This is a genomic window from Amycolatopsis sp. NPDC049691 (assembly GCF_040675005.1).
GTDB lineage: Bacteria > Actinomycetota > Actinomycetes > Mycobacteriales > Pseudonocardiaceae > Amycolatopsis.
This window is the reverse complement of the sequence record NZ_JBFANX010000001.1, coordinates 414108-428805: the sequence shown is the minus strand read 5'-3', so window position 1 is coordinate 428805 and position 14698 is coordinate 414108. Positions and strand designations below refer to the sequence as shown.

At 71.3% G+C, this 14698-nt stretch carries 12 protein-coding genes; 4 read left to right on the top strand and 8 right to left on the bottom strand.

Features of this window, described 5'->3' with window-relative positions; all coding sequences use genetic code 11:
- The first annotated feature begins 24 nt into the window (after nt 1–24).
- On the top strand, nt 25–507 hold the full coding sequence (locus tag AB0J40_RS02065; RefSeq protein WP_364446236.1) for a DUF3093 domain-containing protein: 483 nt from the start codon (nt 25–27) through the stop codon (nt 505–507).
- 126 nt (nt 508–633) lie between these two features.
- Here AB0J40_RS02065 and AB0J40_RS02060 read toward each other — a convergent pair whose 3' ends face one another.
- Nucleotides 634–942 carry a DUF4193 domain-containing protein gene (locus AB0J40_RS02060; protein WP_013224476.1) on the bottom strand — a complete coding sequence of 103 codons (309 nt, stop codon included), beginning with the start codon at nt 940–942 and terminating at the stop codon, nt 634–636.
- A gap of 509 nt (nt 943–1451) precedes the next feature.
- Here AB0J40_RS02060 and cei point away from each other — a divergent pair.
- Nucleotides 1452–2135 carry an envelope integrity protein Cei gene (gene cei, locus AB0J40_RS02055; RefSeq protein ID WP_364446233.1) on the top strand — a complete coding sequence of 228 codons (684 nt, stop codon included), beginning with the start codon at nt 1452–1454 and terminating at the stop codon, nt 2133–2135.
- 22 nt (nt 2136–2157) lie between these two features.
- On the opposite strand, the gene AB0J40_RS02050 is transcribed toward cei, so the two are convergent.
- Nucleotides 2158–2976 (bottom strand): inositol monophosphatase family protein, encoded by an 819-nt coding sequence (locus AB0J40_RS02050; protein WP_364446230.1) that lies wholly within the window; start codon nt 2974–2976, stop codon nt 2158–2160.
- A gap of 67 nt (nt 2977–3043) precedes the next feature.
- Here AB0J40_RS02050 and ppgK point away from each other — a divergent pair, with 67 nt between their 5' ends.
- Together ppgK and AB0J40_RS02040 are read left to right on the top strand one after the other, a co-directional pair.
- Nucleotides 3044–3808, top strand: coding sequence for a polyphosphate--glucose phosphotransferase (gene ppgK / locus AB0J40_RS02045; RefSeq protein WP_364447270.1), 765 nt, complete (start codon nt 3044–3046; stop codon nt 3806–3808).
- Between the two features lie 185 nt (nt 3809–3993).
- A complete protein-coding gene (locus AB0J40_RS02040; protein ID WP_364446227.1) occupies nt 3994–5394 on the top strand; it encodes an RNA polymerase sigma factor in 1401 nt (466 codons plus the stop codon).
- A 59-nt stretch (nt 5395–5453) separates the two neighbouring features.
- On the opposite strand, the gene AB0J40_RS02035 is transcribed toward AB0J40_RS02040, so the two are convergent.
- From AB0J40_RS02035 to AB0J40_RS02010, 6 genes are all read right to left on the bottom strand, one after another.
- Nucleotides 5454–6638, bottom strand: a complete 1185-nt coding sequence (locus tag AB0J40_RS02035; protein WP_364446226.1) for a hypothetical protein — start codon at nt 6636–6638, stop codon at nt 5454–5456.
- Between the two features lie 40 nt (nt 6639–6678).
- On the bottom strand, nt 6679–7071 hold the full coding sequence (locus tag AB0J40_RS02030) for a hypothetical protein (RefSeq protein ID WP_364446223.1): 393 nt from the start codon (nt 7069–7071) through the stop codon (nt 6679–6681).
- Between the two features lie 87 nt (nt 7072–7158).
- Nucleotides 7159–9366 carry a 1,4-alpha-glucan branching protein GlgB gene (gene glgB, locus AB0J40_RS02025; protein ID WP_364446220.1) on the bottom strand — a complete coding sequence of 736 codons (2208 nt, stop codon included), beginning with the start codon at nt 9364–9366 and terminating at the stop codon, nt 7159–7161.
- A 4-nt stretch (nt 9367–9370) separates the two neighbouring features.
- Nucleotides 9371–10744 (bottom strand): phosphotransferase, encoded by a 1374-nt coding sequence (locus AB0J40_RS02020; protein WP_364446217.1) that lies wholly within the window; start codon nt 10742–10744, stop codon nt 9371–9373.
- Between the two features lie 5 nt (nt 10745–10749).
- Nucleotides 10750–12558 (bottom strand): maltose alpha-D-glucosyltransferase, encoded by a 1809-nt coding sequence (gene treS, locus AB0J40_RS02015; protein ID WP_364446214.1) that lies wholly within the window; start codon nt 12556–12558, stop codon nt 10750–10752.
- 38 nt (nt 12559–12596) lie between these two features.
- Nucleotides 12597–14579: an alpha-1,4-glucan--maltose-1-phosphate maltosyltransferase gene (locus AB0J40_RS02010; protein WP_364446212.1), complete on the bottom strand. Its 1983-nt coding sequence runs from the start codon at nt 14577–14579 to the stop codon at nt 12597–12599.
- Nucleotides 14580–14698: the final 119 nt, after the last annotated feature.

The following is a 14698-nucleotide window of genomic DNA, read 5'->3' as shown; positions in this document are numbered from 1 at the left end:
GGGCGGCGAGATTACTCTCTACCCGTGGGTGAATCTGCGAAGACGGCCGCGAGTGCCGCGGTCCGGCACTCCGAGCGGCTGTACGTCCCGTGGTGGGGCTGGCCGCTGCCGGTGCTGGGCGCGATCCTGCTCGCGGCCGAGGTCGACATGGGCTACCCCGGCGTCCGGGCGTGGCTGCCGTACGTGATCGCGCTGCCGGTGGTCGTCGGGCTCATGCTGTCGCTCGGCCGGTCCAAGGTCCGCGTCACCGGCGGGGACGAGCCGGAGCTGTGGGTCGGCGACGCGCACCTGCCGCTGCGGTACGCGGGCGAGGTCGAGATCTTCGACAAGGAGGCCAAGCGCAAGGCGCTGGGCCGCGACGGCGACCCCGCCGCCTACGTGCTGCACCGCGGCTGGGTGGGCCCGGTCGTCCGGATCCGGCTGACCGACCCGGCCGACCCGACGCCGTACTGGCTGTTCAGCACCCGCCACCCCGAGCGCGTCGCCGAGCTGGTCAAGGGCGCCTAGACATGGGAAGGGGGCCGGCCTGCCGGCCGGCCCCCTTGTCCCCAGCGCTGCTCCGAGCCTCCCCCTTGGTGCCCTCGAGGCTCTTCGTCGCGTCTGTTCGTCCCCTGTCGAGAACCCCTGCGCTTGTCAGGCGCAGTCGCGGCAGATCAGGCGTCCGCCGTTGTCCTCGGCCAGCCGGCTGCGGTGGTGCACCAGGAAGCACACGGAGCAGGTGAACTCGTCCGCCTGCTTCGGCACCACCTTCACGGTCATGTCCTCACCGGAAAGCCCGGAGAGGTCGGCACCCGGCAGCTCGAAGTTCTCGGCGGTCGCGTCCTCGTCGACGTCGACGACGCCGGACTGGTTCTCGTTCCGCCGGGCCTTGAGCTCCTCCAACGAGTCTTCGGCCAGCTCGTCGGCTTCGCTGCGGCGCGGAGCGTCGTAGTCGGTAGCCATGTTGTCCCTCACCCCTGCGATCAGCTTGTGTAGTCGTTTTCCCGGACCCCCGGGTGCGCCCGTGAGTCCGCCGTGCCGCTGGTCAACGTTCCAGGGCCCCTGTTTGTGCCCGACGGCCGAAGTGACCGAGGTCTCTTCTTTATGGGCCTCTTCCTGCGGCCGGAGCCCGGGAAGGGTAGCTCACGCCCGCGACGGTTCTGCAACGAGTCAGACATTGCCGGGGAATCGTCACCCGACAGGGGGAACCCGCAGGTAAGACGCGGTGTCGTCCATTCGGGTTGCCCGGAGGTGGAGAACCTCACCGGCGGCCCGTGTCCGCTTGCCCCCGCGGGCGCCGCCGTGGTGCGATCGCCACACGGGGATCGGCCGCGCGCGGGGCACGCGGCACGGGGTGTTTCCGTCCGTGGTGACCCGGAACGGTGTGCGCCCGCCGCAGCGCCTAGGCTGAGCGGCCACGACGGTGCCGGGATCGCACCGGCCGGGTTCGGTGTTCGGGAAGGGACGGGCAGGTGGCGTCGGGGAACGGCATCGGGGACCGTGGGGCGCGGCCGTATCGCAAGCACAAGCCGCTGCCGGCGCTGATCGTCATCGGCGTGCTCGCGCTCGGCGCGATCATCGTCTGGATCAACGCGGCGGTCGGCAAGGGCGACGTCGACGAGGCCGTGAAGTGCGACCCGCCCGCGAGCCCGCCGCCGGGGGTCACGTTCAGCTCGCTGCCCCACAACGCCCTCGACGACCGCGCGCCGGTGCCGCCGGACAAGGTCGCGGTGAAGGTGCTCAACGCGTCCAGCACGCGCGGCCAGGGCGGCATCGCCACGACGGCGCTCAAGGAGCTGGGGTTCACCGGAGCGGGTGAACCGGCCAACGACCCGGCGTACGAGGGCCGCGAGGCGAAGTGCCGCGGCCAGATCCGCTTCGGCGAGAACGGCACGACGGCGGCCCGGACGCTCAGCCTGGTGGTGCCGTGCGCGGAGCTGGTCCAGGACAACCGCAAGGACGCGAGCGTCGACCTGGTGACGGGCACGCTGTTCGGCGACATCCGCCCGCGCGCGGAGGCCCGCCAGATCCTGACCCAGCTCGCCGACTGGTCGAAGGCCCACCAGGGCGGCGGGTCGAACGAGCAGTCGGCGGGGGCGAAGGCCCCGGTCATCGACCAGACGCTGCTGGCGTCGGCGCGCGACGTCGCCTGCTGACGGCCCGCTCGGGACCGTCCGCTCAGACCTCCGCCGCGCCGCAGTCGGCCAACGCCTTCCGGAGCGGGTCCGCGATCGACGGCGCCGCCGCGTACGTCGCGTCCGCTCCCAGCTCCGGGGCCGATCCCGGCAACCGCACCCGCGCGCCCGCCTCCGCCGCGATCAGCGCCCCCGCCGCCCAGTCCCAGCGGTGCAGCCCGTGCTCCACGTACGCGTCCAGCCAGCCCGCCGCCACCGCGCACAGGTCCAGCGACGCCGCGCCGTTGCGCCGGATGTCGCGGACGCGGCCCAGCAGCTCCGCCGCGAAGCGCGACTGGCGCGTCCGGCGCTCCGGCGAGTACGCGAAACCGGTTCCGACGAGCGTCAGCTCCAGCCGCGCGGGTGCCGACACCGCCAGGCGGCGGCCGTCCAGGAACGCGCCCTGCCCGCGCGCCGCCGACCACACGCGCCCGCTCGCCGGCTCCACCACCGCGCCGGCCACCGACTCGCCGGCGACCTGCGCCGCCACCGACACCGCGAACCAGGGCAGGCCGTAGAGGAAGTTGACCGTCCCGTCGATCGGGTCGACGACCCAGGTCACGCCGTCTCCGGCCGCGCCGCCGCCCTCCTCGCCCAGCACCGGCTCCCCCGGCCGCAGCGAGGCCAGCCGGTCGCGCACGAGCCGCTCGGACTCGTGGTCCACCGCGGTCACGACGTCGGTGTCCCCCGACTTGGTCCCGACGGCCACCGACCGGCCGGCCGCCATGCCCTCCCAGGCCTCCCGGACCAGCTCGGCGGCGTCCATCGCGACCTGCACCGCGACGCTTTTCAGCAACGACTCGTCAACTCCCACGTCCGACATGTCACCACATCCGGTTAAAGTCTCCGAGGCAGGCTTCTGAATCGTGCGAGAAGGGACCACGTCCGTGGTGGAGGCGACCCGCCGAGGTTTCGGCATCGACATCGGCGGCAGCGGGATCAAGGGCGCCTTGGTCGACCTGGACGCAGGACAGCTCATCGGCGACCGGATCCGGATCGAGACGCCGAAGCCGTCCACGCCGTCGGCGGTGGCGGACGTCGTGCACGACATCGTCACGCAGGCGGGCTGGGACGGCCCGGTCGGCGTGACGCTGCCCGCGGTCGTCAAGAAGGGCGTCGCGCACACCGCGGCCAACATCGACAAGCAGTGGATCGGGACCGACGCCGACGCCCTGTTCGCCAAGCGGCTCGGCCGCGGCGTCGACCAGATCGCGATGCTCAACGACGCCGACGCCGCGGGCATGGCCGAGATCCGCTTCGGCGACCCGGTCGCGCGCAAGGGCGTCACCGCGCTGCTCACCTTCGGCACCGGCATCGGGAGCGCGGTGTTCCAGGACGGCAAGCTCGTCCCGAACACCGAGTTCGGCCACCTGGAGATCGACGGCCACGACGCGGAGAAGCGCGCGGCCGCCTCCGTGAAGGACAACGAGGGGCTCTCCTACCCCGAATGGGCCAAGCGCGTGCACCGTTATCTGACCGTGCTCGAAAACCTGATCTGGCCCGACCTGTTCATCGTCGGCGGCGGGGTCAGCAAGAAGGCCGGGAAATGGGTGCCGCTGCTGGACATCCGCACTCCGGTGCTGGTCGCGACGCTGCAGAACAACGCCGGGATCGTGGGTGCCGCGGCGGCCGCCGCGGAGGGCATCCAGCACTGAATCCGGCCCGAAACCGGGCCGGAGGGTGATCGCTTCGCGACGCATGCGCGTACCGTCGTTACAATGGAACACGGCCCACGGCTGCGGAGGTCAAAACCGCAGGCCGAGGCGTGATCCCCGAATGTGAGGCAGCAGTGGCACCCGTGCCGTTGCTCGTCATGATCGACCGCTGCGAAAGGGCGTAAGTGGCAGCCGCAAGAACCGCAACCCGAGGCGGGACGAAGACCGCGACCGCAGCCGGCGAGCCGGCCGAAGAGGCAGCCACCGGGACGGCGAAGCCAGCGGCGCGCAAGACCACCACCGCCAAGAAGGCGCCGGCCAAGAAGGCTCCGGCGAAGAAGCCCGCGACCAAGGGCGCGAAGACCGAAGACGGCGAGCCGGACGGTCCCGGCGAGCTCGACGAAGCCGAACTCGACTCGCCCGACCTGTCGGACCTGGAAGAGGTCGAGGTCGACGTCGTCGACGAGACGGTCAACGACGAGCCGGACACCGACTCGGCCGACGACGACGATGACGACGAGGAAGCCGACGAGGAGACGCCGGCCCAGCGTCGTCGCGGCGCCGCGGCCGACAAGGCGGCGAAGAGCTCCGACAACCCGGACTTCGTCTGGGACGAGGAGGAGTCCGAGGCGCTGCGCCAGGCGCGCAAGGACGCCGAGCTCACCGCCTCCGCCGACTCGGTGCGTGCCTACCTCAAGCAGATCGGCAAGGTCGCGCTGCTGAACGCCGAGGAGGAGGTGGAGCTGGCCAAGCGGATCGAGGCCGGGCTCTACGCCGCCGAGCGCGTGCGCACCGCCGAGGAGGAGGGCGAGAAGCTCGTCACCCAGATGCGCCGCGATCTCAAGTGGATCGTGCGTGACGGCGAGCGCGCCAAGAACCACCTGCTCGAGGCGAACCTCCGGCTCGTGGTTTCGCTGGCCAAGCGCTACACCGGCCGCGGCATGGCGTTCCTGGACCTGATCCAGGAGGGCAACCTCGGCCTGATCCGCGCGGTGGAGAAGTTCGACTACACCAAGGGCTACAAGTTCTCGACGTACGCCACGTGGTGGATCCGCCAGGCGATCACCCGCGCGATGGCCGACCAGGCCCGCACCATCCGCATCCCGGTGCACATGGTCGAGGTCATCAACAAGCTCGGCCGCATACAGCGTGAACTGCTCCAGGACCTCGGCCGCGAGCCGACCCCGGAAGAGCTCGCGAAGGAAATGGACATCTCCCCGGAGAAGGTCCTGGAGATCCAGCAGTACGCGCGGGAGCCGATCTCGCTGGACCAGACGATCGGCGACGAGGGCGACAGCCAGCTCGGCGACTTCATCGAAGACTCCGAAGCGGTCGTCGCGGTGGACGCGGTGTCGTTCACGCTGCTGCAGGACCAGCTCCAGTCGGTGCTGCAGACGCTGTCCGAGCGCGAGGCGGGCGTGGTCCGGCTGCGCTTCGGCCTCACGGACGGCCAGCCGCGCACGCTCGACGAGATCGGCCAGGTGTACGGGGTGACCCGGGAGCGCATCCGGCAGATCGAGTCGAAGACGATGTCGAAGCTGCGCCACCCGTCGCGGTCGCAGGTGCTGCGCGACTACTTGGACTGAGTTTCCTTACGGGACAACGAAACCCCGCCACCTCGAGCAGGTGGCGGGGTTTCGTTCGTTCAGGGCCGTCCGGTGAGCGTCGCCCACGGGACGTGGACCACCACGCGTTCCCGCAGCTGCTCGTTCAGCAGCCACAGCTCGCCCGTCGCCGGCCAGTACGACAGGTTCTGGCTGTTCACCGGGGCCTGGCCGGCCAGCCGCGACGTCGACACCCCGCCGACTCCGCCGTGCAGGCAGGACGGGTGGTCGCCCGCCACTCCCGCGTACTCCGGGCACACTCCCGTCAGCACGAAGTAGCCGTTGCGCGACACCGCGCCCTGCACTCCCCACACCGGCGAGGAAAACCCCTCGACCGCGTGCACCAGTCCGTCGGCCGACGTCTTCAAGCGGCCGGCAGCCGGGTCGAACGGCCAGCGCAGGACCCGGCCGCCCGCTTCGGGTGCGTGCTCGGCCGTCACGAACGTGGAATCGCTGTGGTCGATGGAAAGCGTCGACAGGCACGGGCGGGCTCCCGTCGCCGTCGTGCACGCTCCGCCGCCCGGGTACCAGTACGCGCCGATCTGGGGCATCGCGTAGTCGTAGTACGCCGCGTGGTACTTGCCGTCGGTGCCGAGGCCGACCGTGGCCGCGCTGTCGTCGACCTTCCAGAAGTGCGTCGTGTCGAACACGCGGATCAGGCCGCCCGTGGTCGCGACGAACAGCAGGTTGCCCGACCACGTCATGCCGTGCCCGTGCCCGGCGACGGCCGCGAAGTCGGTGTCGGACGTCGGTTCCACCAGCAGCACGTGCCGGTAGCCCAGGCCGCCCGCGTCCACAAAGGACAGCCGGACCATAGTGTCGCCGGGCGTGTGCCACGACGTCGCCACGACGCGCTTGCCGCCCACCGTCCCGGTCGCCGGGTCGGCGTCGCCGGAGCCGGTGAGCCCCTGCGGGATCCAGTCGTTGGTCTTGTCGTCACCTCCGTCCTCCCAGCAGAACCCGGCGGGCTTCAGCGCGGCCGCGAGGTACGTGCCGTGGCAGAGCGGGCGGGCCGCGCGGTTGGCGTCACCCAGGACCGACGACAGCGCGCGCGGCGGGAGCTTGCGGTCCAGCGCGGTGATCCGGCTGCCGTAGGTGGCGAAGGAGCCGCCCGGGGTCAGCTGGTAGGCGTCGACGCCGGTGAGGCGGGGGAAGTTCGCGGCGGCCTGGGCCGTCGTCGTCAGGCCGAGCAGCAGCAGTGCCACGAGGCCGAGCACGATTCGCATGCCGCCAGCGTGCCGCGGCCGCGTACACGAGCCGTACAAGTCAGGGCACGGCCAGGCCGCGCTCCCGCAGCGACTCCTCGACGCGCAGGCGTTCGATCTCGCGGTCCATGCCCTCGGGCAGCTCGCCCAGCCGGTGCGGGACGCCCACCTGGCGGCACGCCTGGGTGAGCAGCTCGTCGTACGCCTGGCGGGTGCCCAGCCGCCGGGCGGCCGGGGTGCCGGAGGGGTAGCCGGCCAGCAGCCGGTGCACCCGCCGCAGGTCCGCGGCGACGCGCTCGATCGGCGGGCCTTCGGGTTGCGGCTTCGCGTGCTTCTCGCGGATGCGGTGGACGAGCTTCGGGACGCGGAGCGCGCACCAGAACAGCACCGTGGGGGCGATGCAGACCACGGCGAAGAGGATCAGGTTCACGAGGACGCCGCCGGCGCCGGTCATGCACCGATGGTAAGCCCGCGCGGGGGTGCGAGCGGAATCTTTTGTGCGCCGGGGCGGCACTTTCCCGGGAAGGTGCCGCCCGCGACGTCAGGTCAGGTCGGGGTCGGGCGGGGTCTCCTCGACCAGCCACAGCACACCCGCGGGCGGCAGCTGGAGCACCGCCGAGGCCGGCTGGCCGTGCCACGCGTCCTCCGTGGCTTCCACCGCCCCGAGGTTCCCGACGCCCGAACCGCCGTACGCCTCCGCGTCGGTGTTGACCACCTCGAGCCAGCGCCCCGCCGACGGCAGCCCCACCCGGTAGTCGTGGTGCGGCACCCCCGCGAAGTTCGCCACGCACGCCAGCCGCGAGCCGTCCGCGCCGATGCGCAGGAAGCTGAGCACGTTGCCGCTGGAGTCGTTCGCGTCGATCCAGCGGAAGCCGTCCGGCGAGGTGTCCTGGCTGAACAACGCCGGCGTCGACCGGTAGATCGCGTTCAGCGACCGCAGCAGGTCCTGCACGCCCCGGTGCAGCGGCTCGTCCAGCAGGTGCCAGTCCAGGGACCGCTGCTCCGACCACTCCGCGGGCTGGCCGAACTCGCCGCCCATGAACAGCAGCTGCTTGCCCGGGTGCGCCCACATGAACGCCAGCAGCGACCGCAGCCCGGCCGCCTTGTTCCACGCGTCGCCCGGCATGCGGCCCCACAGGGATCCCTTGCCGTGCACCACTTCGTCGTGCGACAGCGGGAGCACGAAGTTCTCGCTCCACGCGTACACGAGCGAGAACGTCATCTCGTTGTGGTGATACGCGCGGTGGATCGGCTCGTGGGAGAGGTACCGGAGCGTGTCGTGCATCCAGCCCATGTTCCACTTGAAGCCGAACCCGAGGCCGCCCAGGTGCGTCGGCCGCGTGACGCCCGGCCACGCCGTCGACTCCTCGGCCACCATCACGATGCCCGGGTGTCGCTTGTAGACGGTCGCGTTCAGCTCCTGCAGGAACTTCACCGCGTCCAGGTTTTCGCGGCCGCCGTACTGGTTCGGCAGCCACTCCCCTTCCTTGCGGGAGTAGTCGAGGTACAGCATCGACGCCACCGCGTCGACGCGCAGGCCGTCGAGGTGGAACTCCTCGATCCAGTACAGCGCGTTGGCGACGAGGAAGTTGCGGACCTCGTTGCGCCCGAAGTCGAACACGAGCGTGCCCCAGTCGGGCTGTTCGCCGCGGCGCGGGTCCGCGTGCTCGTACAGCGCGGTGCCGTCGAACTTCGCCAGCGCCCAGCTGTCGCGCGGGAAGTGCGCCGGCACCCAGTCCACCAGCACGCCGATCCCCCGCTGGTGCAGGCGGTCGACGAAGTAGCGGAAGTCGTCCGGCGAGCCGAAGCGGGACGTCGGCGCGTAGTACGACGTCACCTGGTAGCCCCACGAGCCGCCGAACGGGTGCTCGGACACCGGCAGCAGCTCGACGTGCGTGAAGCCCGTTTCGACCAGGTAGTCGCCGAGCTGGTCGGCCAGCTCGCGGTAGTCGAGCCCGGGCCGCCACGAGCCGAGGTGGACTTCGTAGACGCTCATCGGCGCCGCGGACCAGTCGGTCGCCTCGCGCTGCGCGACCCAGGCGTCGTCGTCCCACATGTGCCCGGAGGTGGTGACGACCGACGCCGTCGCGGGCGGCTGCTCGGTGCCGAACGCCATCGGGTCGGCCTTCTCGTGCCAGTTCCCGTCGGCGCCGAGGATGCGGAACTTGTAGCACGTGCCGGCGCCGACGCCGGGGACGAACAGCTCCCAGATCCCCGACGAGCCGAGGGAGCGCATCGCGTGGCCGCGCCCGTCCCAGCCGTTGAAGTCGCCGATCACGCGGATGCCGCGCGCGTTGGGCGCCCACACCGCGAACGACGTCCCTTCGACGACCCCACCGGGGGTCTCGTACGACCGGACGTGCGCGCCGAGCACCTCCCAGAGCCGCTCGTGGCGCCCCTCGCCGATCAGGTGCAGGTCGAGCTCGCCGACCGTGGGCAGCCACCGGTAGGGGTCGTCGGCGGTGGCGGTGTGCCCGTCGTACTCGACTTCCAGGCGGTAGTCGCCCGGGTGCTCCGGCACCCCGACCGCGAACAGCGCGTCGATCACCGGCTCCATCGGGTACCGGTGCGCACCCGCCCGCAGCGTGACGGCCTTGGCGCCGGGCAGCAGCGCCCGGGCCACGAAGCCCTTGCCCGCCGGGTGCACGCCCAGCACCGAGTGCGGGTCGTGGTGCGAACCGGCCAGCAGCCGGTCGATGTCCGCGGCCGGCGGGGCCGCGGCCGGGAGGCCTTCCGGAACCGCGTTCACGGCGTCATCCCTCTCCGTCGGTGATCCGGGCGATCGAGGCGAGCGGCACGCCCAGCCAGTCCGGCCGGTTCGCGTGCTCGTAGCCCACCTCGTAGACCGCCTTGTCCAGTTCGAAAGCGCGCAGCAGCTCACCCTGGTCGCGCGGGTCGGCCGCCACCGCCGCGTAGCCCTCGCAGAACGCCGCCCGGTTGCGCTCCGACCACTCGTGGGCGCGCTCGGCCAGCCCCGCGTCGTCCGGCTGCCCGACCAGCATCTGCTGGGCCGCGTAGTCGAACGACCTCAGCATGCCCGCCACGTCGCGCAACGGCGACCGCAGCGCGTGCCGCTCCTCCACCGGGGCCGCGGGCTCGCCCTCGAAGTCGATGAGCAGCCAGCCGGTGACGGTCCGCAGCACCTGCCCGAGGTGCAGGTCGCCGTGGATGTACTGCATGGTCACCGAGCCGGTGGGCAGCGCGCGCAGCTTCTCGAACGCCGCCCGCAGCGCCGGGGCGTGCGCGGCCAGCTCCGGGACCCGGCCGGCGATCGTGTCGAGCCGGTCGAGCATCGCCTTCGTCGAGCGTTCCAGCTCGTCGGCGTCGACGGGCTCGGTCCCGAGGGCCTCGGCCAGGTCGGCGTGCACCTCGGCGACGGCCCGCCCGAGCCGTTCGGCTTCGCCGGCGAAGTCGCCGCCGACCTCCTCGGCGTGCAGGTCGGCCACCGCCATCAGGTCGCGGACGCTGGTGGTGGCCATGGCCCAGCCGTCGACGGCGTCCGGGACGAACTGCTGGAGCATGCCGACCGTGGTCGGCTCCCCGTCGAGGTCGCCGGTGATCGAGCCGAGCGGCTGCGCGATGTGCTTGCTGCCGACGCCCTGCAGCGCGCGGTGCAGCAGCAGGTCCTTGTTCTTGCCGGGGGTCAGCTTCCGGAACAGCTTGAGGATGTACTGCCCGCCGTAGACCAGGGAGGTGTTGCTCTGCTCCGACGAGATCGGCCGCGCGCGCAGGCCGGTCTCCAGCTCCACGCCCGGCTCGTGCTCGAAGACGAGCGAGCCGACGCTGCCCTCCCGCGCCATCAGGTCCAGCAGCACGCCGGTGACGTCGAGGTCGCCGGACGCCTCGTAGGCGTTGAGGTCGCCGACCGCGCCGATCCAGCTGGTCGAGGCGATCTCCGGCGGGTGCGTCCGCCGGCCCACCAGCAGCTGGTAGGGCTCGCGCCGGTCGTCCTGGGCGACCTCGATGACCACGTGCAGCAGCTGCGGGTCGCCGGCGACCAGCTCGGTCACGCCGAGCGGCCGGACGCCGGTGACCGGCCGGTCCTTGCCGGCGAACCAGCGCTGCTCCGGCAGCCAGCGCTTCAGGTCCTCGGTCAGGTCGTCGACCAGCTCACGCGGGTCGGACAAGGGACTCACCTCGCTTCGCCTTCGTCTCCCGAGCTCGTCAGCTGGAACCAGTAGAAGCCGTGCCCCGGCAGCGTCAGCAGGTACGACAGCTCCCCGATGCTGGGGAACCGCACGCCGCCGGTGAGCTCCACCGGCGTGCACCCGCGGTGCGCGGACAGATCCAGCTCCACCGGCTGCGGGAACCGGGAGAGGTTGTTCACGCAGAGCACGACGTCCTCGCCGCCGTCCGGGCGCTTCCACTGGCGCTTGTAGGCCAGCACGCTCGGGTTGGACCCACCGAGGTCGACGAACTCGCCTTCGGCGAACGCGTGGTGCTGCTTGCGCACCTCGATCATCCGCCGGGTCCAGTTGAGCAGCGAGGCGTCGTTGTTCGACTGCGCCTCGACGTTCAGGCCCTGGTAGCCGTACACCGGGTCCATGATCACCGGCAGGTAGATCCGGCCGGGGTCGCAGGAGGAGAACCCGGCGTTGCGGTCCGGGGTCCACTGCATGGGGGTGCGGACCGCGTCGCGGTCGCCGAGCCAGATGTTGTCTCCCATGCCGATCTCGTCACCGTAGTACAGAACGGGCGATCCCGGCAGGGAAAGCAGCATCGCGGTGAACAGCTCCTGCTGGTTGCGGTCGTTGTCCAGCAGCGGGGCCAGCCGGCGGCGGATGCCGATGTTGGCCTTCATGCGCGGGTCCTTGGCGTACTCCGCGTACATGTAGTCGCGCTCTTCGTCGGTGACCATCTCGAGGGTCAGCTCGTCGTGGTTGCGCAGGAAGATGCCCCACTGGGTGCCGCTGGGGATTTTCGGCGTCTGGGTGAGGATCTCCGAGATCGGGAACCGCGACTCGCGGCGCACCGCCATGAAGATCCGCGGCATCAGCGGGAAGTGGAACGCCATGTGGCACTCGTCGCCGCCGACCGCCGGGTCGCCGAAGTACTCGACGACGTCCGAGGGCCACTGGTTGGCCTCGGCGAGCAGGATCCGGCCCGGGTACTCGTCGTCGACGACCTTGCGGCAGCGCTTGAGGAACTCGTGCGTGCGCGGCAGGTTCTCGCAGTTGGTGCCCTCCTGCTCGAACAGGTACGGCACGGCGTCCAGGCGGAACCCGTCGATGCCCAGATCGAGCCAGAAGCGCAGGACGTCGATCATCGCGTTCTGGACGTCGACGTTCTCGTAGTTCAGGTCCGGCTGGTGGGAGAAGAACCGGTGCCAGTAGAACTGGCCGCGCACCGGGTCGTAGGTCCAGTTCGACGTCTCGGTGTCGACGAAGATGATCCGCGCGTCGGCGTAGCGGGAGTCGTCGTCGCTCCACACGTAGTAGTCGCCGTACGGGCCGTCGGGCTCGCTGCGGGACTGCTGGAACCACGGGTGGGCGTCCGAGGTGTGGTTGAGCACCAGGTCGGTGATCACCCGGATGCCGCGCCGGTGCGCCTCGTTCAGCAGGAACACGAAGTCCTCGACGCTGCCGAACTCCGGCAGCACCGCGCGGAAGTCGCTGATGTCGTACCCGCCGTCGCGCAGCGGCGACGCGTAGAACGGCGGCAGCCACAGGCAGTCGATGCCCAGCCAGGCCAGGTAGTCGAGCCGGCCGGCCAGCCCTCTCAGGTCGCCGGTGCCGTCGCCGTTGGAGTCGGCGAAGGCGCGCACCAGCACCTCGTAGAACACCGCGCCCTTGAACCACTCCGGGTTGCTCGGCGCCTGCTGCGCCGACCGGAAGTCCCCCGCCTGGGGTTCCACGAGCATGCCGTCGGCGGTCATCGCCTCACCGGTGTGCGGCACGCCTTCCAGCCCCAACGCGGCGTCGGGCCGGGCATCTTCCGCCATGAGCTCCACCTCGTCCCTCGAGTCCCAGTCCTTCCGCCTCAGCCGGCCAGCCGGCGTCGCACCGACACGACGTGCGCCACGGCCCGCCAGGGTTCGAGCCGGACGAAGTTCGCCTGACCCCAGTCCCAGGTGTCGCCGGTGACCTCGTCGTGGGCGATCAGCCGCTCGTGCGCCTCGAACCCGAGCGCCCCGGTGTCCAGCCAGAGCGTGCCCTCCTGGGGCCCGTACGGGTCGAGCGTCACGACGGTGACCACGGTGTCGCCGGTGGCCGGGTCCTGTTTGGAGTAGGCCAGCAGCGCGTCGTTGTCGACGTGGTGGAAGTGCAGGGTGCGCATCTGCTGCAGCGCCGGGTGCGCGCGGCGGACGGCGTTGAGCTTCGCGATCCACGGCTCCAGCGAGCGGCCTTCGGCGAGCGCGCGCTCGAAGTCGCGCGGGCGCAGCTGGTACTTCTCGGAGTCGAGGTACTCCTCGCTGCCTTCGCGGACCGGCACGTGCTCGAACAGCTCGTAGCCGGAGTAGACGCCCCACGTCGGGGAGATCGTCGCCGCCAGGGCCGCCCGCAGCGCGAACATGCCGGGGCCGCCGCGCTGCAGCGACTCGTGGAGGATGTCCGGGGTGTTGACGAACAGGTTCGGCCTGCCCTCGTTCCAGTGGTCCCGCAGGTCGATGGCGAAGTCGATCAGCTCCTGCTTGCCGGTCCGCCACGTGAAGTACGTGTAGCTCTGGGTGAAGCCGAGCCGGGCCAGGCCCCACAGCCGCGCCGGGCGGGTGAACGCCTCGGCCAGGAACAGCACGTCCGGGTGGGCGTCCTTGACCGACTGGATCAGCCAGGCCCAGAAGTCCGGCGGCTTGGTGTGCGGGTTGTCGACCCGGAAGATCTTGACCCCGTGGTCGATCCAGACCGTGATGACGCGGAGCATCTCCTCGTAGACGGCCTTGGGGTCGTTGTCGAAGTTGATCGGGTAGATGTCCTGGTACTTCTTCGGCGGGTTCTCCGCGTAGGCGATCGAGCCGTCCGGGCGGGTGGTGAAGAACTCCGGGTGCTTCAGGACCCACGGGTGGTCGGGCGCGGCCTGCAGCGCGAAGTCGAGCGCGACCTCCATGCCGAGCTCCTCGGACCGGGCGACGAACGCGTCGAAGTCCTCGAAGGTGCCGAGGTCGGGGTGGATCGCGTCGTGCCCGCCTTCGTCGGCGCCGATGGCCCACGGCGAGCCGACGTCCTCCGGCTTCGCGTCGAGGGTGTTGTTGGGGCCCTTGCGGTTGACCCGCCCGATCGGGTGGATCGGCGGCAGGTAGACGACGTCGAAGCCCATCTTCGCGACCCGGTCGAGCGCGGCCGCGGCGGTGGTGAAGGTGCCGTGCACCGGCTTGCCCTCGGCGTCGAGACCGCCGGTGGAGCGGGGGAACAGCTCGTACCAGGACCCGAACGCGGCCCGGCGGCGGTCGACCCACACCTTGTGCGGCTTGCCCTTGGTGATCAGCTCGCGCACGGGGAACTCGCGCATGAGCTGCCGGACCTCGGGCGAGAGCGCGGGCCCGACGCGCTCGGCGAGGGCGCGCTCTTCGTCGCGCAACGCCGCCACCGCACCGGTCAAGAGCGCTTTCTCGGCCCGCCGGTCCGGGCGGCGGGAGACGCGCTCCAGCAGCCGGGCGCCGTTCTCGAGGTCGTTCGCGAGGTCCTCGGGCCCCTGCCCGGCGGCGACCTTCACCTCGACGGCGTGCTCCCACGTCGCCCAGGGATCGCCCCACGCGTCGATCCGGTAGGTCCACAGGCCGGTGGTGTCCGGGACGATCACCGCGGCGAAGGAGTCGGGGTGGTCGGGTCCCCGCGGCACCATCCGCGTCTGGCGCGTCAGGCGGTCGCCGGGGCCGCGCCAGGCGACGGTGGCGGCGACGGCGTCGTGGCCTTCCCGCCAGACGGTCGCGGTGACCGGGATGTGTTCCCCCACAACGGCTTTGGCCGGATACCGGCCGCAGCTCACGCTGGGGGAGACGTCGTCGATGCCGAGCCGGCCGGTCATGGGCAACGCCCCTCGGTGTGTCGGTTGGACGCAGGCGACGCCAGTCTGCCTGACTCGATCAAGCGCCTGGGAGGCAGGGTTCTCTTCGGTGTACCCACACGGCGGCGGACGAAACGCTT